The 23761-nt window shown below is 45.8% G+C and carries 15 protein-coding genes and 1 pseudogene; 10 read left to right on the top strand and 6 right to left on the bottom strand.

The annotated features are described in order from the left end of the window. Positions 1-101 precede the first annotated feature (101 nt). From GVY04_20445 to GVY04_20415, 7 genes are all read left to right on the top strand, one after another. The gene (locus GVY04_20445; protein ID NBD18411.1) at positions 102-986 is read left to right on the top strand and encodes a methyltransferase domain-containing protein; all 885 of its coding nucleotides are present in this window, start codon (positions 102-104) and stop codon (positions 984-986) included. Next, positions 983-3472 carry a hypothetical protein gene (locus GVY04_20440; GenBank protein ID NBD18410.1) on the top strand — a complete coding sequence of 830 codons (2490 nt, stop codon included), beginning with the start codon at positions 983-985 and terminating at the stop codon, positions 3470-3472. Before GVY04_20445 ends, GVY04_20440 begins: the two co-directional genes overlap by 4 nt. Positions 3473-3604: 132 nt before the next feature. Next, the gene (locus tag GVY04_20435) at positions 3605-3886 is read left to right on the top strand and encodes a hypothetical protein (GenBank protein ID NBD18409.1); all 282 of its coding nucleotides are present in this window, start codon (positions 3605-3607) and stop codon (positions 3884-3886) included. 62 nt (positions 3887-3948) lie between these two features. Continuing rightward, positions 3949-7020, top strand: a complete 3072-nt coding sequence (locus GVY04_20430; protein ID NBD18408.1) for an amino acid adenylation domain-containing protein — start codon at positions 3949-3951, stop codon at positions 7018-7020. Beyond that, on the top strand, positions 7017-10379 hold the full coding sequence (locus GVY04_20425) for an amino acid adenylation domain-containing protein (protein ID NBD18407.1): 3363 nt from the start codon (positions 7017-7019) through the stop codon (positions 10377-10379). The genes GVY04_20430 and GVY04_20425 overlap by 4 nt, the downstream gene beginning before the upstream one ends. An 84-nt stretch (positions 10380-10463) precedes the next feature. Next, positions 10464-10745, top strand: a complete 282-nt coding sequence (locus tag GVY04_20420; GenBank protein ID NBD18406.1) for a hypothetical protein — start codon at positions 10464-10466, stop codon at positions 10743-10745. Positions 10746-10759: 14 nt separating this feature from the next. Continuing rightward, positions 10760-11119, top strand: coding sequence for a type II toxin-antitoxin system PemK/MazF family toxin (locus tag GVY04_20415; protein ID NBD18405.1), 360 nt, complete (start codon positions 10760-10762; stop codon positions 11117-11119). Position 11120: 1 nt separating this feature from the next. On the opposite strand, the gene GVY04_20410 is transcribed toward GVY04_20415, so the two are convergent. The 4 genes from GVY04_20410 to GVY04_20395 are packed head-to-tail and all read right to left on the bottom strand — an operon-like array spanning position 11121 to position 15978. Continuing rightward, complete coding sequence (locus tag GVY04_20410) at positions 11121-12461, bottom strand: MFS transporter (protein ID NBD18404.1); 1341 nt, start codon at positions 12459-12461, stop codon at positions 11121-11123. Then, positions 12455-13444 (bottom strand): ABC transporter substrate-binding protein, encoded by a 990-nt coding sequence (locus GVY04_20405; protein ID NBD18403.1) that lies wholly within the window; start codon positions 13442-13444, stop codon positions 12455-12457. Before GVY04_20405 ends, GVY04_20410 begins: the two co-directional genes overlap by 7 nt. A 58-nt stretch (positions 13445-13502) precedes the next feature. Then, positions 13503-15158, bottom strand: a complete 1656-nt coding sequence (locus GVY04_20400; GenBank protein ID NBD18402.1) for a TonB-dependent siderophore receptor — start codon at positions 15156-15158, stop codon at positions 13503-13505. After that, the gene (locus tag GVY04_20395) at positions 15127-15978 is read right to left on the bottom strand and encodes a TonB-dependent receptor plug domain-containing protein (GenBank protein NBD18401.1); all 852 of its coding nucleotides are present in this window, start codon (positions 15976-15978) and stop codon (positions 15127-15129) included. Before GVY04_20395 ends, GVY04_20400 begins: the two co-directional genes overlap by 32 nt. 273 nt (positions 15979-16251) lie before the next feature. On the opposite strand from GVY04_20395, the gene GVY04_20390 reads away from it, so the two are divergent. Beyond that, positions 16252-16467, top strand: coding sequence for a type II toxin-antitoxin system HicB family antitoxin (locus tag GVY04_20390; protein ID NBD18400.1), 216 nt, complete (start codon positions 16252-16254; stop codon positions 16465-16467). Between the two features lie 62 nt (positions 16468-16529). On the opposite strand, the pseudogene GVY04_20385 reads toward GVY04_20390, so the two are convergent. Together GVY04_20385 and GVY04_20380 are read right to left on the bottom strand one after the other, a co-directional pair. Beyond that, a pseudogene (locus tag GVY04_20385) lies at positions 16530-17489 on the bottom strand (DUF4351 domain-containing protein). Positions 17490-17563: 74 nt separating this feature from the next. Then, positions 17564-18559 (bottom strand): helix-turn-helix domain-containing protein, encoded by a 996-nt coding sequence (locus GVY04_20380; GenBank protein ID NBD18399.1) that lies wholly within the window; start codon positions 18557-18559, stop codon positions 17564-17566. A 296-nt stretch (positions 18560-18855) separates the two neighbouring features. On the opposite strand from GVY04_20380, the gene GVY04_20375 reads away from it, so the two are divergent. Then, on the top strand, positions 18856-19119 hold the full coding sequence (locus GVY04_20375; GenBank protein ID NBD18398.1) for a hypothetical protein: 264 nt from the start codon (positions 18856-18858) through the stop codon (positions 19117-19119). Then, the gene (locus tag GVY04_20370) at positions 19119-23723 is read left to right on the top strand and encodes an SDR family NAD(P)-dependent oxidoreductase (protein ID NBD18397.1); all 4605 of its coding nucleotides are present in this window, start codon (positions 19119-19121) and stop codon (positions 23721-23723) included. Before GVY04_20375 ends, GVY04_20370 begins: the two co-directional genes overlap by 1 nt. Positions 23724-23761 lie beyond the last annotated feature (38 nt).

Here is a 23761-nt window from a genome sequence, read left to right as displayed (position 1 = left end):
ACTAGAGAAACATCTGGAAGTGTTTACTCGCTAACCGCTCATGGCTCTATTCGCAGCTACGGGGAGGTTATCTCTCCCCAATCCCCCACCTCACGAAGTAGGTGGGGGTCATTGAAGAGTATTCCTTTCTTTCTTATCAACGCTTGGATATTGAACAGGAGATAACTACACAAAATTTCCCCACTCATCATTACAACATAATCGTCGCAGCAAATGTTCTTCATGCAACAGAAAACCTATCAGTCACCATTGAACAAATTAAACAACTGTTAGCCCCCAATGGACTCCTCATTTTATTAGAAGGAACTGCCCCCACGCGCTGGTTAGACTTAATTTTTGGCTTAACCACGGGTTGGTGGCGGTTCAATGACCAATGGCGCGATAACTATCCCTTACTCTCAGCATCGCAATGGCAAACCCTACTGGAAAATTATGGCTTTCAGGAAGTCAGCACTATTACACCAACTGCCCAGCAAGGGATTATTATTGCTCAAAATGAGGACTTTCAACCCAGTGCCACCACACAGACGAAGCGACAGCAGTGGCAAATAGAACAGGAAGAAGCCCAAGCCTTTCTTCAAGCGTATCAGAGTGCAGAAAAGGAGAACCGTCGCGAGTTACTGGAAACCTACATTCGTAGCAAAATCGCGAAAATCCTCCGTATTCCTTCTCCTGAAAGCATTGATATCAATCAGCCGTTTTTGGAATTAGGAATGGACTCCCTGACAGCAGGAGAACTGGCGAATGATCTCGAAGAACATTTGAACATTTCTCTCGCTTCTACTCTCGCCTTGGAATATCCCACGATTAACGCTTTGGTGGGAGAACTGGAAACTAAGTTATCGGCAACCCCTGATCAACCACCGACTGTTCCCGCGTTAACTGAAACGTCATCACCCAATCAAACCGAAGCGTTAGAACAGCTTTCCGAACAACAACTGGATGCCCTCCTGCAAGAAGTAATGCAAGAAGACGAATCGTTATGACTCAACAACTGCCACAAGAGATTGCCCACCTATCCGAAGCCGAAAAACGCGCCCTGTTAGCAAAACTGCTGGAGAAAAAAGGAAAGTCAGTAAAAACCTTTCCTCTCTCGTTTGCCCAACAGCGACTGTGGTTTCTTTACCAAATGGAACCCGAAGACTGTGCTTACAATATTCCCGTTGCAGTGCGTCTGACGGGTTCTCTCCAGGTGAAAGTTTTAGAACAAAGCGTTAATGCTGTGATTGCCCGCCATGAAACCCTCCGCACTTCCTTTAACACTATAAAGGGAGAACCGAAACAGGTGGTTGCACCGAAACTCACCCTCTCGATTCCGATCATTGATCTGCAAACCCAGTTACAAACCGAAGCCGAAGCAACCGTCGTTAATCAGTTTGCCCGCGAAGAAGCACAAACGCCGTTTAATCTCAGTCAAGCCCCTCTGCTACGGGTGAAGCTACTGCGGATTCATGAAAGGGAACATATTGTCTTACTAACCATGCATCATATTGTCTCTGATGGTTGGTCAATGGGGGTGTTAGTGAGAGAACTTGCCACCCTCTACGAAGCCTTTTCCCGAGGAAAGCCGTCTCCTTTACCGGAACTGCCGATTCAATATGGCGACTATAGCGTTTGGCAACGCGACTACTTGCAAGGAGAGGTTTTAGACTCCCTTTTATCCTACTGGAAACGGCAACTGGGAAGTAGTCCTCCAGTTCTACCTTTACCCACCGATCATCCCTTAGCAGAGGCAAAAACCACCCAAGGGGGAACGTTATCCTTTGAGTTTCCCGCAGAACCCTTACAACAACTAAAACAGCTTTGCCAAGAAGAAGGGGTAACGCTATTCATGTTGCTGTTAGCAGCGTTTAAAACTCTGTTATGCCGCTATACCGATGCGGAAGATATTACTGTAGGAACGGACGTTGCGAACCGCAATCGGGCGGAAACAGAAGCCCTAATTGGCTTTTTTGTCAATATCCTTGTTTTACGAACCGATCTCTTAGAGAATCCGACCTTTCGGGAACTGTTGCAACGGGTGCGGAAAGTCTCGTTAGGGGCATACGCCCATCAAGATTTACCCTTTGGCAAGTTAGTGGAGGAATTAAAACCAGAACGAAAAGCGGGACAAACACCCTTATTTCAAGTTCTTTTTGTCTTGCAAAATACCCCATTACCTGAGTTTCAAACCTCTGACTTGGAAATCGGGGGAATTGCGATTAATGATCAAACGTCTAAGTTCAATCTGGGGTTTTTCCTTGGCGAACGAGACGGTGGTTTGTTAGGAACGTGGCGCTATCGTTCGGAACTCTTTAATCAGCAAACCATTGAAGAAATGTCAACGCGATTTACCGCGTTATTAAACAGTATTATTGCTAACCCGGATATCCGACTAAAACAACTTAATATTCAAACACCAGCCGAACAAGAACAGAAAATGAAACAACAGCAAAAACGCAAAGCCAGTGGCTTTAAATCATTCAAAAAAATTAAGCCCAAAGCCGTTAATGTTAACCAAACTTCCCTGGTTAAAACTGATTATTTAGATACCAATAATCTTTTACCCTTAGTCATTCAACCTGCCGTTTCTGATATTGATTTAGTCAGTTGGCTGCAACAATATCTTGACTATATTGAAACGGAATTATTAAAACATGGGGGGATTTTATTTCGCGGTTTTAATGTTCCAACTGCCTCTGATTTTCAAGCCGTAGCCGAAGCAATTTGTCCCCAGTTATTTGATGAATATAACGACTTACCCCGAGAAGGGGTTACTAACAAAGTTTATGGGGCAACCCCTTATCCAGCAGACCGCCCGATTTTATTCCATAGTGAAAGTTCTCATATGCACCGCTTTCCGCAAAAAATTTGGTTCTTCTGTTTGAAAGCAGCACAGTCAGGCGGAGAAACGCCAATTGTCGATTGTCGCAAAATTTATCAACGACTTGACCCAAAATTACGAGAAAAATTTGCTGAAAAAAAGCTGATGTATGTTCGTAACTATACCCAAGATTTAGACGTTCCTTGGCAAGAGTTTTTCCATACGAATGATAAAGCGGAGGTAGAAGCCTTTTGTCAGCAAGCCGGAATGCAATGGGAGTGGAAAGGAGAAAATACGCTCCGTACGTCTCAAATTAGTCCCGCCATTATTGAACATCCTAAAACGGGAGAAAAATCCTTTTTTAATCAAATTCAACTGCACCATGTTTCTTGTCTAGATGCTGAAGTAAAAGCGTCTTTACTCTCTCTCTTTTCACCAACAGATTTACCTCGGAATGTTTTTTATGGTGATGGAACGCCCATTGAAGATGAAGTGGTACAAGAAATTCAGCAACTTTATCAAGAAGAAGAATGTGCTTTTCCTTGGCAAGAAGGAGATGTTCTCATGCTCGATAATTTATCCACTGCCCACGGCAGAAATCCCTATGTTGGTGAGCGAAAAACCGTTGTTGCCATGGGAGAGATGATGAGTTTTGGGAACAGGGAATAAGTTGAAATAACTAAAGTTATGACTTGGCTTTTTCACTTCTCTAAGCCGGAAAATTATCTTATCTGTAAACAGCATTCAAATGATTCCTCACATTTTTCAGCAACTAATAGCAAATTATTGAGTTAGTAAACGATGAAAATGCAGTCTTTGCGTAAACTCCACCGTCGAGTTGCGCCAATTTTATTCCTTCCCCTATTGCTTAGTGCTAGCACTGGCGTGTTATTTCGTGTCGCAAGAAGTTGGTTTGGTGCATCTAAAGAAACTGGAGAAATCATTATGTATTTCCACCAAGGTTCTTTTTTTGGACATGAATTAAAGGTTTTTTATGTCATTCTTAATGGTTTAGGAGTTCTTGTTATGTTGTCAACCGGAATAATGATGACAGGGCTGTGGAAGTCTGACTCTAAGAATTAAGTAAACTGTCTCCCATCCCCCAATATTTCCTAAATACACAATCAATTGAATCAGGAGCAATTATGCAAACACTTGAAGGTTATCAACTTTCTTTTCAACAAAAACGACTGTGGCAATTACAGGAGGAAGGTGAACCATTACGCGCCCAATTTGCTGTTAGGTTACAGGGCAAGTTAAATCCTGAAAAACTAAAAACAGTTATTGAAACAATTACTCAACAAACAGATATTTTACGAACTACTTTTCAACAAACAGCTGGCATTAAGTTTCCGTTACAAGTCATTCAAGATACGGCAAAAATAGATTGGGAATTTCTTAATTTAGAAACCAAATCGGCAACGGAACAAACGCAAACAATTGAAGAAATTTGGCAGCGGCAACCCCCCGATCAACCTTTAAAGGCAACGCTGATTCAGTTCGCAACCGAACAGCATTTACTCCTTTTAAAGCTGCCGCGTTTATGTGCCGATAGAACCACTTTAGAGTTGCTAGTACAAGCGATTCGCGATGGCTATGGTGGAGAAGCGTTTCCCGATACAGAAGAGATCGTTCAGTATTTACAAGTTTCAGAATGGCAACAGGAACAATTAACTGATGCGGATACCAGTTATTGGTCACAACCTCAGTTCACGCATCCGCCACAGTTGAGGTTACCGAACCAAACTGCTGAATCAGGAACAGTAGTTGCTTGCTATTCTTTTGAACTTAATCCCACTCTGCTAGAGAAACTCGAAACTGATGATCTCGAAGGTTGGTTGTTAACGGCTTGGGAAGTTCTACTCTGGCGACTAACTCAAGTCTCGGAACTGGTTATTAACTATAGTAGCGATGGACGACCGTACGAGGAATTGGCGGAGACATTTGGTGCGTTGCAAAAGTGGTTACCGCTTTCAGTTTCTTTATCTGGGAATTTAGGCTTTCAGGAAGTGCTGGAACAAACTCAACTCTCGCGTCAGGAAGCCTTAGACTGGCAAGAGGAGTGGGATTGTAATCCAGATGTAGAACCAACGGTTAGCTTTACGTTTCATGAATGGTCCTCCCTAGCGGATGCGGATGGTGTTCGTTTTTCTCTCGAACAGTTACAAGTAGACGATCATCCGAAGCAATTACAACTGGCGTGCGATCGCGCAGCCAATGGATTAACCCTACGCTTCCAATATAATACTCAACAGTTTACGACGGCGGATATCGAACGGCTTGGGGAAGAATATGTCACCTTACTGGAAAGTAGCCTCAACCAACCGCGAAGCATTATTGCTGATCTCGACATTGTCGGAGAAAAAGAACTGAAGCAACTGCTGGTGAACTGGAATCAAACGCAACAGGATTTTGGTGGGGAAGAGTGTCTTCATGAACGGATTACCCAACAGGCTGAAAAGAATCCTAGCGCGATCGCGCTACGCTTTGGTGATCAATCCTTAACCTATCAACAACTCAATGAACGGGCGAATCAACTCGCCCATTATCTCCAACAGCAAGGCGTGACCACAGAAACCTTAGTCGGCATTTGCTTGGAACGGTCTTTAGAGGCAATCATCAGCTTTTTAGGCATTCTCAAAGCCGGTGCTGCCTATGTTCCCCTGGATCCGGGGATGCCGAAACAACGGCTGTCTCTAATGTTAGACGATGCGCCTGTAGCGCTAGTGTTAACGCGATCACAATGGCAAGATACCTTACCTGAGAATGTGACCTCCTTTTGCTTCGATACCCACGGGTCAACCGTTGCACAATATCCGACTCATAACCCATCTGCTTCGGTTCAACCGCAGCATCTAGCGTATGTCATCTTTACTTCCGGTTCGACAGGGAAACCCAAGGGGGTAGCCGTCGAACATCGCGCTATTCTAAACTATGTGGATGGCATCCAAGAACGGTTACAACTCCCCGCAGAGGCAAGTTACGCCACCGTTTCTACCCTCGCAGCCGATTTAGGGAATACGGCTGTCTTTAGTGCCCTTGCTACCGGCGGAACCTTACACATTTTCTCCCAAGAACAGGTGAGTGATCCGGCTGCGTTTACTGCCTATTGTCAGACTTATCCCATTGATTGCCTCAAAATTGTCCCCTCTCATTTAGCGGTTCTCTTAGCCACCGGAAATGCAGAAGCGGTTCTCCCGAAACAGCGTTTAATTCTGGGCGGAGAAACCGCAAATTGGGAGTTAGTTAAGCAAGTGCAAGACATTGCGCCCAATTGCCAAATTTTCAACCATTATGGTCCTACAGAAAGTACGATTGGGGTTCTCACTTATCCCGTAACTACAGAAGCAACCCCAGGTCAAACCGTTCCCCTCGGTCGCCCATTACCGAATATCGAAATTTATCTTTTGGATCGTAACCTCAAGCCGATTCCCATCGGTGTTCCCGGTGAACTCTACATTGGTGGTGCGGGATTAGCCCGAGGCTACTATAATCAAGCGGAACTCACTTCTGAACGGTTTATTCCGCATCCTTTCCAAGAGAATACCCGTCTCTACAAAACTGGCGACAGGGCTTGCTATCACCGTGATGGCACTTTGGAATTTTTAGGACGAGTTGACCAACAGATTAAAATTCGTGGCTTCCGCATTGAGTTAGGGGAAATTGAAGCCCGACTGAGGGAACATCCCCAAATTGAAGAAGCAGTAGTCGCCCTGCGAACGGATGAATATCAGACGCAGCATCTCGATGCCTATTTTTCTGCCAGTGGCTTGAGTTGGGAGGAGATTCGGACTTTCTTGCGCGATCGCGTTCCTGATTATATGATTCCTGACACGTTTACGCCTCTCTCCGCCTTACCCCGTACCGCTAGCGGCAAAGTGGATCGCCAGTCGTTACCGGAACCTGATTTAAGCAGTGAAACCGAGGAGTATATTGCCCCTCGCAATTCCATAGAAAGCGCGATCGCGCAAATTTTTGCCGAACTCTTGCACTTAGAAGACGTGAGTGTCACCGCCAACTTTTTCGATTTAGGCGGACATTCCCTCCTCGCCACCCAAGTGATGTCGCGCTTACGGAATACCTTTGCCATTGAAATTCCCCTACGCTATCTCTTTGAAGCCCCCACCATCGCTGAATTAGCAGAACTCATCACCGAAGAAATGGCAAAACAAACCGACATGGAACAACTCTTATCTGAACTGGAGGCGGACTCATGACGCAATCCGAAATTGCCCAACGCATTGCTTCCCTTCCCCCCGAAAAACAAAAACAACTTTTACAACGCCTACAACAGCAAAAACAAACTGCTGACACGATTCCCCAACAACCGCGCAGTGAGAAGAATGCTTTTCCTCTCTCTTTCTCCCAACAACGGTTATGGTTTCTCCATCAACTGGAACGGAATAACGCCTTTTACAATGTCCCTGGCGCAGTCCAAATTGACGGCGAGTTAGATATCACGCTGCTAAAACAGTGCTTTGAACAGATTATTTCTCGCCATGAAGTTCTCCGCACTCATTTTGAATTGCAGGGAGGGGAACCGCGACAGGTGATTAATCCCCATTCCGAATTAACCATTCCCATCACCGATCTCCAGTCGCTAGCAGAAACAGAACAGGAAAAAGAAGTTCAAAGACACATCGCAGAAGCAGCCAGCCAACCTTTTGACCTTTCCCAAGCCCCCTTAATGCGGGTAAGTTTACTACGATTAACCCCGCAGCGCCATATTTTGCTCTTTATTCTGCATCATATTGTCTCCGATGCTTGGTCACGGGGCGTGATGCTGGAGGAATTAACGACACTGTATAACCGTTTGCGCGGGAATCAGGGAACAGAGTTACCCGAATTACCCGTTCAGTATGCTGATTTTGCGGTTTGGCAACGGGAACAAGAAGCCAAGTTTGACCACCAACTCCAGTATTGGCAGCAACAACTCTCTCCGCTTCCCCCACCACTGGATTTACCCTGTGATTATCCGCGACCAGAGGTGCAAACCTTTCGCGGTGGACAAGTGAAGCTAACCCTTCCTAAGCAGTTAACCCAGCAACTACAAACCCTCAGCCAACAAGAAAATGCCACCCTGTTTATGGCGCTGTTGGCGGGATGGCAAATTTTACTCTCTCGTTACACTGAACAAACGGATATTGCCGTTGGTTCTCCTATTGCTAATCGCGATCATTCAGCAATCGAAAAATTAATCGGCTTTTTTACTAATACCTTAGTCTTCCGAACCGATTTATCGCAGCATCCCAGTTTCCGTGAAGTGTTGCAACGAGTGCGAGAAACCGCGTTAGGCGCATATTCCCACCAAGAGATTCCCTTTGAAAAACTCGTGGAAGCCCTGCAACCCGAACGGGATCTCAGTTGTCCACCTCTATTTCAAGTGCTGTTTGCCTTCCACGACTTGCCGGTGTTACCCAACCTTCCCGACTTAGACTTAACCCTCTTAGATGCCGATAGTGGGACTGCAAAATTTGATTTAAGCCTGCTGATGCGCTTAGATCCTGAGGAAGGGCTAGTGGGGATGTTGGAGTATAACAGCGATCTCTTTGCTGAAGCAACCATCGTGCGAATGGCGAATCATTTACAGACACTGTTGCAGCAATTGGTGACTCATCCGGAACAGCCGATCACCGGTCTCTCCTTTCTCACGCCAGCGGAAGAACAGCAGTTCGCCCATTGGAATCAAACCACCGTTAACTATCCTGAAACTTGTGTCCATGATTGCTTTACGGAACAAGCAGCAAAAACGCCCAATCAAATTGCCCTGATTGCAGGGGAACAGCAGTTAACCTATCAAAGTCTTAATCAATCTGCAAACCAACTCGCCCATTATTTACAACAACAGGGCATTCAGCCTCATGATGCCGTTGGCATTAGTCTCGCGCGCAATCCGTTTCTTCCCATTGCTGTCCTCGCGGTGTTGAAAGCAGGCGCAGCTTATGTTCCCTTCGATCCCAATTACCCTGAAGATCGGCTGGCGTTTATGCTGGAAGACTCGCAAGCAAAAGTGGTGTTAACCCAGTCAGACATCAGTGAACAGTTACCGCAAGCAGTCTCTCAACTTGAACTGGATACGCAGTGGGACGCGATCGCGAAGCAATCCCAAGAAAATCCCAACCTTACAATCAATCCTGATGCCCTAGCCTATATTATCTACACTTCTGGCTCAAAAGGCAAACCGAAAGGTGTCGCAATGCCCCATCGTTCCCTGAATAACCTGATTCACTGGCAACGGGATCAGTCTTCACTGGGGCTGAAAACCTTACAATTTGCCTCCCTTAGCTTTGATGTCTCCTTCCAAGAATGCTTTGCCACTTGGGGAAGTGGAGGAACCTTGGTCATGGTGTCAGACAGTCAACGGCGCGATCCCGATCAGCTATTAGCAATCATCCAAGAACAAGCAATTGAACGACTCTTTCTTCCCTTTGTCGCCCTTTCTCAGTTAGCAGAATCAGCACAGCGTCAGGGTTTTGTTCCCACGTCTCTTAAAGAAGTGATTACGGCTGGGGAACAATTACAGATTACTCCAGCGATCCGATCCTTCTTTGAAAATCTTCCGCATTGCCAGTTAATCAATCAATATGGTCCTTCAGAAACCCATGTAGTGACCGCTTATCCGCTTCCCAAAAGCCCAGAAACCTGGTCGCCCTTACCCCCAATTGGTCGTCCCGTGGGGAATGTCCAAGTGTATCTCTTGGATGAAAATCAAAATCGGGTTCCGCTTGGTGTGACTGGAGAACTGTATATCGGGGGAATTGCCCCAGCGAACGGCTATCTCAATCGCCCAGAATTAACCGCAGAACGCTTTATCACGAACCCCTTCGATCACACCTCTCGCCTCTACAAAACGGGGGATTTAGCCCGCTATCTTCCGGATGGAAACTTGCAATATCTAGGACGCAAAGATAACCAAGTGAAAGTGCGAGGCTTCCGAATTGAACTGGGAGAAATTGAAGCGATTTTAGCTCAACATAGCGCCATTACTGAAGTAGCAGTTACCGTTAAAAGCAATGATTCAGGAACCTCTCGCCTCTTTGCCTATATTGTTCCGAAGACAGACGTTACCAATGAGGAATTAAAACAATTTCTCAGTCAAAAACTTTTTAACTACAGCATTCCCTCAGGATTCGTTGTTCTTGATTCTCTCCCCTTAACCCCCAGTGGAAAAGTGGATCGTCGGTCTCTTCCCGAACCGCAACTGGAACGACCCGAATTAGCCACTACTTTTACGCCACCTTCTTCTAGCTTAGAGCAGCAAATTGCCGACATTTGGCAATACCTTTTACAAGTGGACAAAGTCGGGATTCACGATAACTTCTTTGATTTGGGCGGACATTCCTTACTGATTGTGCAGGTACGCAGTCGCTTAGAAGTCCTTCTCAACCGCGAGATTCCGCTTGTGACCCTCTTTCAATATCCCACGATTCAAGCGTTAGTCACTTACCTGAATCAACAATCGCCCCACCCATCTCATCTACAAGCAACCGCCAACCGAGCGCAAAAACGCAGTCAATTGATGGGACAACAACGCCAACGTCGTCGCGGTTTACCTTCTAACCGTTCAAGTCCATAACTTAACCTCTCCAATACCAAACTGAAAGGCAAAAACGTTAAAATAGTACGACCAGTATGATTATTTATCTTACTAAAAAAAGCCATGAGTAATCGGTCTTCCTCGCCATCCTCTCGTAAGCAACGCATTACAATTACCATTGATACCTCTTTGCTTAAACAAGTGGATCAACTCAGCAATAACCGTTCTGCTGTTGTCGAAGAAGCGTTACGTCTATGGCAAAAACAACAAATCGAAAACCAATTGCGTTCCTTTTACGAAAACCGTTCTTCCAAAGACCTTAATGAAGAATCGGTATGGGCTGATCAGACACAAGAAGCTGCAATGATGAGTTGGGAAGAGTCTCCTTGGGAAAATACTGATTGATCAATGAACACAAAATGACGAATTCTTCTACGTTTCCTCGTCAAGGAGAAATCTACTTATGCAAGGCGTTACGTCAGTCGGGAGATACGAAAAAGCGTCCTGTGGTTGTGATTTCGATTGATCTTCGTAATCAGTACAGTTCAACTGTATTGGTGGTTCCGTTTTCGTCAGATATTTCTTCTTCTAGTATCAATCCCTGTCGTCCACTGATTGCTAAAGGAGAAGGCGGATTAGAGGTAGATTCGGTAGCAATGTGCGATCTTATAACAACCATTGCCAAGCGATATTTGGAACAAAATCCTTACGAAGCAATTACTCCAGATTCCTTAACTCAAATCCAAACTGCGATACAAATTGCAGTCGGATTATTCTAAGCTAAGAATTAATCTCATGATCAGGTACAATCTTTTCCACATCCCGTAATACGGGAAATAAATAGCCACCAAGCGCGTAGAGCGAAGCTCGTGCCCTCGGCATCGCGCTCCCCAGAAGAGAAACCAGTGTAAATTGCAACGCCATCCCTGACCCTTCACTGGTACCAAACACGCCACCAAAGACACCTGCCAGTAGGCCAGTGGGTTGCATCGCGGGTTCAAAAACAAAATCTGCCAACGGTCCGGCAACTGCGATTCCAATGGGTGAGGCAACTTGAGCAATCAGATAGCGAGACGTAAACACCCGCCCTTGCACCGCTGGTTCCACCTTCGACAGCCAAATCGCTTGATTGGAACTGCCGACAAAAGACCCGAAAAACGTTTGCCAGAACCGAGCTGTTGACCAAATCCAAGGCAACGGTGCCAACCCTAAAACAACACCACTGATTCGAGACAAAATCGAACCCAGCAATAAGCCATGAATTCGACGCTGAAATCCACCCCAAATACTGAGAAATGTTGCTCCCATTAACCCGCCAATAACACTGGCTGCTTCCACACTCGCCAACACCGCTGCATTGTCATCACTACGCGCTAAAATCATTGCCGGAAAGATCGCACCCCCGATATTTCCCACAAAATTACCACTGAGTAAAAAAATCAGAATTGCCAGCAGACTGGGACGCTTGAGAATATAGCGAAAGCCAAAGCTTAATTGTTGCCATAGTTTTTGCTCATTTGCACTTTCACTTTGACTGGCTGGCGGTTGCGGGATCGTAACCCAAGCAAGGGTAGTAATCGCGAGGAAAAAGGTCATGAGATCGAGGATTAAAATTCCGGTCAGCCCGATCGCGTAATATAAAGTCGCTCCCAGGGCAGGGGCTAAAATATTTGAACCATAGCCCTTAGCCGATTCTAAAGCCGACACTCGCGTGTAATGTTGCTGGGGAACAATCATCGACATAGACGCTGAGAGGCTCATCCATTGCAGATAACCAAACAAACTGCTAACGGCAGCAGCCAGATAAAGATGCCAGATAGCGAGGGAATTGGTTAATAATAGTAACAGGATAGCAATGGTTGAGAATCCCGCAACAGTATCTCCCAAGAGCATTAACTGTTTGCGCGGGAAGCGGTCAATAATAATGCCGGAAAAGAGACTGGCGATAATGGGTGGTGTCGCGGTAAAAAACGCCAGCAAGGATAAGGGCGTGGCTTGTTCGGTGGCTTCCCAAACCCAAAGGGTGAGGGCAAAGGTAGCAATCCGTGACCCTAAAATAGAAGCCGTTTGACCGATCCAGATAGTTAGAAAAGTGCGTAAACTAGTCGGAGAGGTCACGATTCCTCCTGGATCAGATACTTGAAGAGATCGTCGAGAATTAAATTGGCACTAATGGGACCCTTACCCATCCAATATTCAGGCACTTCATAAACTCGCTCCCGTTGCACCACATCTAGTTTTGACCACAAAGGATCAGCTTTTAACTTCGCTAGGGCTGATTCTGCTCCGCTACCTCCGTAAGTGTATAGAAACATGACATCCCCTTCCATCGCCTCAATACTCTCTAGACTAATCTCCTTCATTCCTCCTTTCTCATCTTGACTTGGAGGTCGGGGAAGCCCCGCATCGTGTAGCACAATACCAGAGAAAATATCTTTTAACTCCAAAATAATTCTTCCTACGCGAACGTTAACTACAGAAACTTCTGGTCTGTTCTGGGGGTTTCCAAGCTGGGCTTGTAATCGCTCAGTTCGTTGCTGGTATTGACTCATCAATTGTTCGGCTCGCTCAGTTTTGCCGAGAGCCTCAGCAAATAGCTGAAAATCGCCTTTCCAGTTATCACTGCCTCCCTTGGCAAGGACAGTTGGCGCAATCTGTGAGAGCTGATCGTAAATTTGTCCCACTCTCCCTTTTGCTGAGAGAATTACATCCGGTTTCAACGATAAAATCGTCTCTAAGTTGGGTTCGGGCCAACCGACATTGATTACTCCTTCTAACCTTTCCTTCATAAAATCAGGAGCCGGTCGAGTAGAAGCTCCCACTGGCATGACACCTAAACCCACTACCAATTCAATTTCTGTTCCTGCCATAACGACAACACGCTTCGGATCACTAGGAACACAACTCTCTCCCATTACGTGTTGGATCGGACGACAGTTAACGGTTGAATTCCCGTTTTGAGAAGTGTCTCCATTGCAAGCGGAAGCCAAACTGAAACTGAGCAGGGCTAAGACAAGCAATCTCGGTACTTGGCAGTTCTTAAAGTGTCTCCACATCTTTTGCCATTGGGCGAATAAGCCAGTCGGAACGAACATTTGTTTCATGGTTTGATTGGTAAGTTAATAACCGTCATTGTTCGATTAGACTAATGTAAGAGATTGCTCAAAATTCCACCGAAAAAGAACCAATCACGGTGAAAGGGATTCCTGGATCAATCGAAAATCGATTAAAACCAGGAGACTCCACATAGTCAATATCGAAGAGATTTTTAAAGTTAAGTGCCGCCTTCCAATTATTTCTTCGATAAGACAGTCTTGCATCAATACGGGTATAGCTGGGAAGTCGAAAGGTGTTGTCTAGGTTTCCTTCCCGTTCACCGACAAAGAAGACCCCAGCACCAATTCCTAATCCTTGCAAGTTACCACGTTGAATTTCATAGACTGTCCAGAGACTAGCACCATTTCTGGGAATACCGGGGAGTTCATTTCCTTCTTGCTCACTGTCATTATCGTCTGTAACCTCAGCGTCAGTATGAGCATAAGAGGCAATAATCTTCCAGCCATCAGCAAGTTCTCCAGCAATATCCAATTCAAAGCCTCGGCTTCTTTGTTCACCAATGGCACGTCGCAAACCAGCAGGAGGATCTTCCACACCAACTGAAACATTGCTCTTGGTAATGTTAAACGCAGCTAATGTGGCAGAAAGGCGACCATCCAATAGTTCGCTCCTGAGTCCGACTTCATACTGGGTGCCGCGCTCAGGGTCGAGAATACCGCCTTGACCGTCTCCCTCATTGGGCACAAAAGAGCGGCTAAAGCTCCCATAGAGAGATAACGACTCACTAGGTTGATAAACTAGACCAACCCGTGGGCTAAATGCTTCGTCATCTTGGGTTGTAGTCGTATCGTCCAAACGATCCTCATTTTCCTGACTAACAAAATCGAGCCTTCCTCCAATCAGGAGCTTCCATTTCTCTGAAAAGGCAATTTGGTCTTGGAGATAAATGCCTAGTGAATCTGTCTGGTTATCAACATCAACAGCAGTAAAGTTTAGCTCTTCCCGGCTCGGTGTGCCATCGTCATAAACCGGATCGAAAACATTAATGGTTGTTACGCCAAAACTGTCATCAGTGCTTCGACCCTGTCGGTCTTCGATTTCGCGGTTTAAATCGACACCAAAAAGAACCTCATGCTCAATGGAACCCGTTTGGAAGTTACCGACAAGATTAGTTTGAAGAGCGTAATTTTTCTCCGTGGCATCGTTGGAAAAAACAAATCGCTGAACTTCTCCATTATCGTTGACGCTAAAAGGTTGATTTTCAATATTTAATCTGTCACCTCTCAAAAATTGAAAGCGATTGCGTAGTTTTAAGCTCTCATTAAACTGATGTTCTAAAGTATAATTAGCAATAAATTGTGTCGATTCATTAAAATCAGTTGGCTCGTTGACAATGCGATCAAAAGGAATGTCGGCAATTCCTTCACCTATGGCAACTAGCCCTTGATCGAACGGTCGCTCATCATCAGTATAGGATAGTTCTATAGTCAGATTGGTGCTGTCGCTAATGTCCCAGGTCAGAACGGGTGAAACAAACGTTCGCTCAACATCGCGATTGAAATCTCGAAACCCATCTTCCTCTTCATAAAGGGCATTGAGTCGATAGGCTAATGTCCCGTTGGCGTTTAACGGACCGGAAATATCAATAGAAGGCTCGATAAAACCAAAACTTCCTATACGTGATTCAAGGGCAAAAAATGGTTCTGCGGTCGGCTTTTCTGTAACTAGGTTAATTACCCCCCCCTGGCTCAAGACGCCCATGTAAGACAGATGCGGGTCCTTTCAGCACCTCGACTCTTTCCACGTTGGCAGTTTCTCTGATTCGAGCTACTCCACTGTCACGAAATCCGTTGCGTAGAAAGGTTCTTTGCTCAAACCCACGAATGTTAAAGCGATCAAGTGTTCCACTAAATGTATCTGACTCCACGATACCACTCACATTGCGGACAATCTCTTGTAGGTCAGTGGCTTGCTGATCTTCAATCACTTCTTTGGGAACCACTTGAATCGACTGAGGGATGTCTCGCAGTGGTGTTTCTGTCCGGGTGCCGGTGGTGGCGTCCTCCGCTCGATATGATTCTCTTTCTGCTGTTACCACTAGCTCAATGGGTTCTTCCGGTTCTTCTGCCGGTTTCTCTTCGGGTGGTTCGGAGATGGGGGATTGGTCTGCTATTGCTGATGGCGTAGTAACATTAAGGGCAACTCCCTGACCCGTTGTCATCACTTCCGCAATCGGGACTTCCTCTGTCCCCACTAGTTTCACTCGTATCGTGTTGGCATATTCCTGGATCACTTCCACTGAGGCAATTCCCGAAGCTGGATTTTCTTCAACGAACCCCTCTCCCTGCAATTGGGTATTAATCAAGTCAATGATTAAAGTTTCCCCATAGGTGGTGCGAAACGTTTCCGGTTGCTTGCCCGTAGGAGTTTCTAAAATAATTTCAATCCCACGTTCTGTTCGCTGGATCTGGACATTGGTGACCGAAATGCCCTGGGCAAAAGCCGGTTGTACGACAAGAATCATCGCTGAGGCAACACCACTAGCGATTCCGAATCCGTTTAAGTATTGCAATTGACTCACATTCACTCCTCACAATTTCTGATATCAAAACAGTACAGTTCCCGCTAACTGCGAGATAAAGGGGTCGTTAATCTAGATGATTTTCGACTTCTTTTTAAGAACTATTGTCAACTTTACTGAAAGTGGGGAAGATAAGTTGTGGTCAAACGGAGCTTTTTGTGTTCAAACGGATTTTTTTTATTAACGTCAGTTCAGCTTGATGTAATGGGCTACCTAGATGCCTTTACCGATATTGTGAAGTAAGGGAGAAGTTCTGATTTTACAGAAGGGACAATGAAAGGTAAGTACAAAGTCATCATCGAATGGTCACAGGAAGATAACGCTTTTATTGCCACTCTTCCAGACTTTAATATCATGCAACCCTGTACTCATGGCGAATCTTATCAAGAAGCCCTAGACAATGCTCAAGATGTTATTGAACTGCTAGAAAATATTCTTGAGCAAAAGGGAGAGCCTCTGCCAAGTCAAGTCAGTGCTGAATTCCCTTAACTGAGAAGAGGTTAGTTTTGTCGGGTCAAAAATTTGATTTAACCATAAGGATCACCGTGCTTTTAAGCCCTCTTATTGTCTAACCAATGGGTTAACTCCTCCCAGCGATTAAACTCGAGTAACGCTTCTGCTAAATCTTCCAGTTTAGAAAGGGAAAGGTTGTCAATGCGCTGTTCTAACTCAGCAGATAAATTCCCGAGTCGGCGATGAATTAAGCGTTTCACTAACAATAATCCTTCTCGCTTTGACCCTTGTTCTAAGCCTTGTTCTAAGCCTCGTTCCAAGCCCTGTTCTAACCCTTTCTGTAAAATTGCTTGATAAGTTACTGACTCTTCCATAATTTCCTCCCCAATGAAGTCATCCGTACTCCGCCGCAAAGCGACGGAGCCTGCGGATGACCGTTGGTGAATGAGTTGTTGTTCCTCAAACTTGAGTCCACCTAAAATGTAGCATCCGGTCGCCAGTTCCTTCCGTTGTTGCGGGTTTTCGATGGCAGTTAAGGCTTCACTGACCTGCGTTAATAATTGTTGTGAGTTATTGCTTTTCGCTAAAACCGCTAATGGTAATAATCCGGGTTCGGCGAGTAAGGGTTCTGGGTTTTCTTCCCAAAGGCGCACCACTCGATAACGATGTTGGGTTTGAGGGAGTTGCAATTGGTCGAGATAGACTCTCGGAGAATTGGTGGGTTTGAGAAACAAAACAATTTGTTGGATGGGACAGTTATAGGTGCGATACAGTCTTACCCAGTAGTCCAGCATTCGCAAGGGAAAATTGGATTCCGGTTGGGTTTGAAATTCTAAGTGAACGATATTGCCTTCTAGCTGAAAGAAGCTAAGGAAGTCGGCGCGGATGGGTTCGTTGCTGAGTTCAGTTTTGAGCAACGCTCAAAGCAGGCGTGTCCTGTTTAAGGACGCGTAATCTTTGAGAAGTTTAATTTCAGAGGGAATTGTTCTTAATAGCCATCCTAGGAAGGCTTGGGGATATTGTTCTGCTAGGCGTTTACACAGGTTATCGTAGGACATGAATTCAGGATAACTTTAGCATTTTCCCTTTAAACTCAATATCGGTATTAGTAGGAGCCAGTGAACAAGAAAGGTTATTGATGTCGGGAACAGCTTTGCCAGTAGGTTTTTGGACTAATGCCAAACTTTTTCCGAAAGGCACTGCAAAACGCGCTGAGATTGGTATAACCAACGGCACAAGCAAAGTCTGTAATCGTGATATTATCTTCCATCAATAAAAGCTGGGCACACTCCATGCGATAGTTATGCAAACAACCAAACACCGTGGTTCCAAAGAGTTCGCGAAATCCCTGCTTGAGCTTATATTCGTTACACCCCACGGCTTGGGCTAGTTCTTTTAAGGAGGGAGGGTTTTCCAACTGTTCTAGTAACCTTTCTCGGGCATGATGAATTTTAGCGCGATCGCGCGGACTGAGCGTCGAACTCTGCTGTCGGCAATGATTAAGAATGGGTTCCAGGGTCAGTGCAATTAATTCTAAAGTTTTGCTTTCTAGGTAAAGTCGCTTCGTCATGCCTTGATAGGGGCATTGTAGAATTTGACGGAGCGTTATTTGCATAGCTGGAGTAGTTCGGTTTAGGGAAAAATAGGGTTCATTCTGAATTGTTTTGAACAATTGCTTGAGTGCTAAACTATTTGTTTCAGGGGAACCGCCAACTAGTTTTTCTAATAGGGGTAACTCCGCATGAATACTAATCCCTAACAAATTTTGGGGTTGCAAACAGTCAATGGTTCCACCGGGTTCTAAGCCTCCCACAAGGATGTTTTGTCCAGCTTTGAGATAATTGCCGTATTCATCCTGCCATTGTCCACTTAGAGTAAAGCCAAATTCCACTGGATGTTCCCGAGGGGGATTTTTAAAGATTACGCGATCGCGCATTTGAAACTCTCTAATTGTCAGAGATAAACCCCTTTCAAACTCAACGCTTCGGGATCCTCCTAAACCAATTTCCTCTGGTACCTTGGAAACGGTCTCAAAATCTTGACAGGGTTGTCGATTTGCTCTGAGTAGTTGCTGATACTTGGCATAGGAAAGTGCGTAGGTCGTAGACCGAGCCGTAGGCATCGTCATAAGTTTTCTTCCGTGTGCAGTTCTAGATCTCAGTGGTCAAAGATTACGCCTTCGGAAAACGGAAGACGCCTGTCCTCACTAAAGCTCCGGTGACCGTTGGTCAATGTTCTCAACCTTAATAAAAAATATTCGCAATATTATGTCATAATTTTCTCTAAGGCGAAACAAGGCTTCGCTGTTAATAGATTTAATTTCCAGTGAGAAGGGAAGCTCTGTCTCATCAGAATCGATCATTTAATGAAAATCTTTGCATATAACAATTATAGAGAAAGCCTTTGAGAATAAAACAAATTGCCATGACTTTCATCGTCGAAATCAATGAAACTGGAACACTGCAACTTCCTGAAGAAGTTTTACAAGCAATTCCCCCTCATACTCGCTTTCAAATAGAGGTGACGAGTGATAATCGGCTCATTTTATCACCCTTGCCGCCAGAACAGCCCTTTTGGGCAACGGCAACTCCAGAAGAACGAGTAGAACGATTCATGGAATGGGTACAAAGTCACAAGAATGGCGCGAATTTACCTGATGAAGCCTTAAGACGGGAGAATATTGACTAATGACAAACGAGATTGCAATTATTGGCATGACGGGACGTTTCCCAAGTGCCAGAAACATTGATGAATTTTGGGACAACCTGAAACAAGGAAAAGAAGGGATTACCCCCCTAACAGAAGAACAATTAAACCAAGGAGGCATTTCTTCCCAGGTTTACGAGCAGCCAAACTATGTGAAAGCAGCACCCATTCTCAAAAATGATATTGCTGAATTTGATGCGGAATTCTTCGGTTATAGTCCGCGGGAAGCCGAACGGAGTGACCCGCAACAACGCTTATTTTTAGAAGTGGCGTGGGAAGCGTTAGAAATTGCCGGTTGCAACCCAGAAATGTCTTCCTCAAGAATTGGGGTCTTTGGTGGAGTTGGGCGCAATACCTATCTCCTGTTTAATTTGCACCACCGCTTAAATCAACTGGACTCCATTGGGGCGTTTCAAACCTTAATCGGGAATGACAAAGATTTTCTCGCCACCCGTATTTCTTATTTACTTAATCTCACGGGTCCCAGTCTCACCGTACAAACCGCTTGTTCTACCTCTCTGGTCGCAGTTCATGCTGCGGTATCCAGTTTACTCAGTGGGGAAAGTGATATTGCCCTCGCCGGTGGGGTTTCTCTGAAAGTGCCTCATCTGTCTGGGTATCACTATCAAGAAGGGGGAATTTATTCTCCGGATGGTCACTGTCGCAGTTTTGATGCAAAAGCCCAAGGCACAGTGGGCGGAAGTGGTGCGGGAATGGTGGTTCTCAAACGCTTAGAAGAGGCACAAGCGGATGGTAATACGATTTATGCCGTGATTAAAGGCTCTGCTGTCAATAATGATGGATCAGCAAAAGTAGGCTACACTGCCCCCAGTGTCAAAGGTCAAGCCAGCGCGATCGCGGAAGCCTTATTTGTCGCTGATATTGACCCCAATACGATCCAATATATCGAAGCCCACGGCACGGCAACCCCGTTAGGCGATCCCATTGAAGTGCAAGCCCTAACAGAAGCCTTTCAAACCACTACGCAAGAGAAGAGATATTGTGCATTAGGTTCAGTGAAAAGTAATGTGGGACATCTCGATGCCGCAGCAGGAGTAACGGGATTGATTAAAACCGTTCTCGCCCTCCATCATCAAGCGATTCCTCCCAGTTTGCATTTCCAAGAACCCAATCCTGAAATTGATTTTGACAATAGCCCTTTCTTCGTCAATACCACTCTTACGCCTTGGCAACGAGGAGAAACGCCACGTCGGGCGGGTGTCAGTTCCTTTGGCATTGGGGGAACCAACGCACACATCGTTTTAGAAGAAGCCCCACTGCCGGTTTCCAGTAGTGACTCTCGTCCTTGCCAACTTCTCCTTCTCTCCGCAAAGAGTGAAACTGCCCTCACGACAGCATCAGACAATCTTGCCCAACATCTGACCAATCATCCCGATTTAAAACTTGCTGATGTCGCTTATACCCTGAATACCGCCCGTAAAGGTTTTCCTTATCGGCGGATGGTCGTTGCGTCGGATACCCAGTCAGCGATCGCGCAGTTACAAGAGAAAACCTCTCAATCTTCTCCAGACCAACCTCCTGCGGTTACGTTCCTGTTTCCGGGACAAGGGGCACAGTTTGTCAACATGGGATTGGAGTTATATCAAACTGAATCGGTGTTTCGAGAACAAGTCAATTGCGGTGCAGAACAACTGCAATCCTTGCTCAATCTGGATTTACGCCAAATTCTCTATCCCCGAGAAGGCGAGGAAGCAACGGCAAACGAGAAATTAACCCAAACCGCGATCGCGCAACCGGCTTTATTTCTCGTAGAGTATGCCTTAGCCCGTCTCTGGCAATCTTGGGGCATTCAACCCCAAGCGATGATTGGACATAGTATTGGCGAATATGGGGCAGCGTGTCTGTCAGGTGTTATTTCTTTTACCGATGCCCTGTGGTTAGTGGTACAACGGGCGCAACTGATGCAATCGTTACCGTCAGGAAAAATGCTGAGTGTCACGGCTTCGGCTTCCGAGATTGAACCCTTTTTAGGAGATAATTTGACACTAGCAGTGATTAATGCCCCACACTTATGCGTAGTTTCCGGAGAAGAAAGCAAAATTGCACAACTCCAATCCCAACTTGAAACGAAAGGGATCAATAACCGTTTCCTCAACACCTCTCATGCCTTCCATTCCCCGATGATGACTCCCATCTTAGAGCAATTTAAGGCTGAAGTTGCAAAGGTAAAGTTACAGTCACCACAAATTCCGTTTATTTCTAACCTGACAGGAACTTGGATTACGAGTGAACAAGCGACAAGCCCTGACTACTGGGCGAAACAACTCCGCCACACCGTTCAATTTTCTGCTGGGATTAGCGAACTCTTGCAACAAGACCGAATCTTCTTGGAAGTGGGACCCGGAACCACCCTCAGCACTTTAGTGAAACAGCAAGCAACCACAGCGAGAGTCACCCACTCTCTCCCCCATCCCAAAAGCCAAACTGCAGATCAAGAACAAATTCTACAGGCATTGGGAGACCTCTGGTTAAGCGGCATTTCTCCCGATTGGTCTGGATTTTATGCCCAAGAACAACGACAACTCATTCCTTTACCCACCTATCCTTTCCAACGACAACGCTATTGGATTGATCCGCCAACTGTTTCAACCAGTGAGACACCATCAGAACTGCGCAAAAATCAAAATCTCAGCGAGTGGTTTTATGTTCCTTCTTGGAAACGAGAAGTATTATCTCCACAAAACCTCCCATCAACTACATCTTGGTTAATTTTTCTGGATGCAACAGGGTTAGGAGAAAGCATTGCCCATCGTTTAGAAAAACAGGGCGATCAGGTGGTTACGGTTCAAGCGGGAACGACCTTTAGTCAACTGGGAGAACAGGCTTACGCCATTAATCCTGATCGCAAACAAGATTACGACACCCTGTTCCCAACCCTAGCGGATCAAAATCACCTTCCCCAACAGCTTCTCCATTTCTGGAATGTTACCCCGAACTCTCAGCAAGGAGAGAACTGCTTTTATCAGTTACTGTTTCTCGCGCAAGCCCTTGGTAAACAAGATTTATCGGACAATTTGCCACTCACGGTTATTACTAGCGAACAATACGATGTAACGGGAACTGAACCCTTGTCTCCGGAAAAAGCAACAGTACAAGGTATTTGTAAAGTCATTCCCCAAGAGTACCCCCATTTACCCTGTCGTCTGATTGATGTTGATGCAACGGCGTTAAATCAACAACTAGATTCTCTCCGTGAACCGTTACTCAAGGAACTGAACACCAAAATCCCAGAGGGTTGTATTGCCTATCGCAATGGTTATCGTTGGCGACAAACCTTTGATCGAGTTTCTATTCCCTCATCTTCTCAATCTCTCATCCGTGAGGGAGGCGTTTATTTGATTACAGGCGGATTAGGGGGGATTGGTTTAGCATTAGCCAATGAAATCGCGCAAACGCCTCACACTAAACTGATTTTAATCAGTCGTTCTGGATTACCGGATCGCGCTGAGTGGCAAGACTGGCTAACGGGTGAAGAAGCAGACGACTCGGTTGCTGAGAAAGTTCGTCGTGTGCAAGCCTTGGAAGAACAGGGGGCAGAGGTTTTGGTGTTAACGGCTGATGTCAGCGAACGCGCTGCGATGGCAACTGCGATTGAAGAGGCGGAAGCGCATTTTGGCAAGATTAATGGCGTCATTCATACCGCTGGCATTGCCGGAGGCGGCATTATCCAACTGAAAACGCCCGAAAAAGCAGCCACGGTTCTATCGGCTAAACTGCAAGGCACTCGTATCCTCGATGAACTGTTTGCAGACAAGCCCTTAGACTTTATGATTCTCAACTCCTCTCTCAGTTCGGTGATGGGAGGTGTCGGTCAAGTGGACTACTGTGCCGCCAATGCCTTTCTCGATAGTTTTGCCCATTATCGCACCCACCGCAGCGGTCAACTCACCCTTGCCATTAACTGGGATACTTGGCAAGAAGTGGGCATGGCAGTGAATACCACTGTTCCCGAACAACTGCAAAAACGCCGTGAACAAGGGCTAGAAATGGGAATCTCCACCGCAGAAGGACAAGACGCGTTCCGTCGCCTGCAAGGATTAGGATCTCCGCAAGTCATTGTTTGTACCAAAGACTTACCCACTGTCATTCAACGCCGTGCTACTCCCCACTCTCTAGAACAGTTGGCAACCCAAACTTCGCAAAATAATCAACCGCAGCCCTCTGTCACCTATCCCCGTCCCAATCTCCAAGTGCCCTATGTTGCCCCCCGCAATGAAACCGAAACCATTGTCGCTGACACCTGGCAACGCTTTCTGGGGATTGAACCGGTAGGGATTCATGACGACTTTTTCGAGTTAGGGGGTCATTCGCTGTTGGCAACGGAAATTATTAGTGAATTGCGCGATCGCGTTCAGCAAGAACTCCCTCTCAATCGCCTCTTTGAAACCCCAACCGTTGCCGGATTAGCAGCCATGATTACCACTGAAGATAACGCTGATCCACAAAATATCCAACGCAGCGAGGAAACTGACGACCTCCTCTCCGAACTCAATGCCCTGTCCGCCAACGAAGTGGACTCCTTACTCAACCAAATTTTAGCTGGCGATGAGCATCACTGGTTATAGGTTTCAGTGATAGAGGTGCCAATGCAAAAATTTTTAAT

Source organism: Cyanobacteria bacterium GSL.Bin1, assembly GCA_009909085.1.
Taxonomy (GTDB): domain Bacteria; phylum Cyanobacteriota; class Cyanobacteriia; order Cyanobacteriales; family Rubidibacteraceae; genus Halothece.
This window is presented reverse-complemented; position numbering and strand designations above follow the sequence as displayed.

Coding starts and splice junctions, on each gene's coding strand:
- GVY04_20420 (NBD18406.1), top strand. CDS start 10,464: ATGAGTAATCGGTCTTCCTCGCCATCCTCTCGTAAGCAACGCATTACA.
- GVY04_20435 (NBD18409.1), top strand. CDS start 3,605: ATGAAAATGCAGTCTTTGCGTAAACTCCACCGTCGAGTTGCGCCAATT.
- GVY04_20430 (NBD18408.1), top strand. CDS start 3,949: ATGCAAACACTTGAAGGTTATCAACTTTCTTTTCAACAAAAACGACTG.
- GVY04_20440 (NBD18410.1), top strand. CDS start 983: ATGACTCAACAACTGCCACAAGAGATTGCCCACCTATCCGAAGCCGAA.
- GVY04_20390 (NBD18400.1), top strand. CDS start 16,252: ATGAAAGGTAAGTACAAAGTCATCATCGAATGGTCACAGGAAGATAAC.
- GVY04_20400 (NBD18402.1), bottom strand. CDS start 15,158: ATGGGCGTCTTGAGCCAGGGGGGGGTAATTAACCTAGTTACAGAAAAG.
- GVY04_20380 (NBD18399.1), bottom strand. CDS start 18,559: ATGACGATGCCTACGGCTCGGTCTACGACCTACGCACTTTCCTATGCC.
- GVY04_20375 (NBD18398.1), top strand. CDS start 18,856: ATGACTTTCATCGTCGAAATCAATGAAACTGGAACACTGCAACTTCCT.
- GVY04_20405 (NBD18403.1), bottom strand. CDS start 13,444: ATGAAACAAATGTTCGTTCCGACTGGCTTATTCGCCCAATGGCAAAAG.
- GVY04_20425 (NBD18407.1), top strand. CDS start 7,017: ATGACGCAATCCGAAATTGCCCAACGCATTGCTTCCCTTCCCCCCGAA.
- GVY04_20415 (NBD18405.1), top strand. CDS start 10,760: ATGACGAATTCTTCTACGTTTCCTCGTCAAGGAGAAATCTACTTATGC.
- GVY04_20370 (NBD18397.1), top strand. CDS start 19,119: ATGACAAACGAGATTGCAATTATTGGCATGACGGGACGTTTCCCAAGT.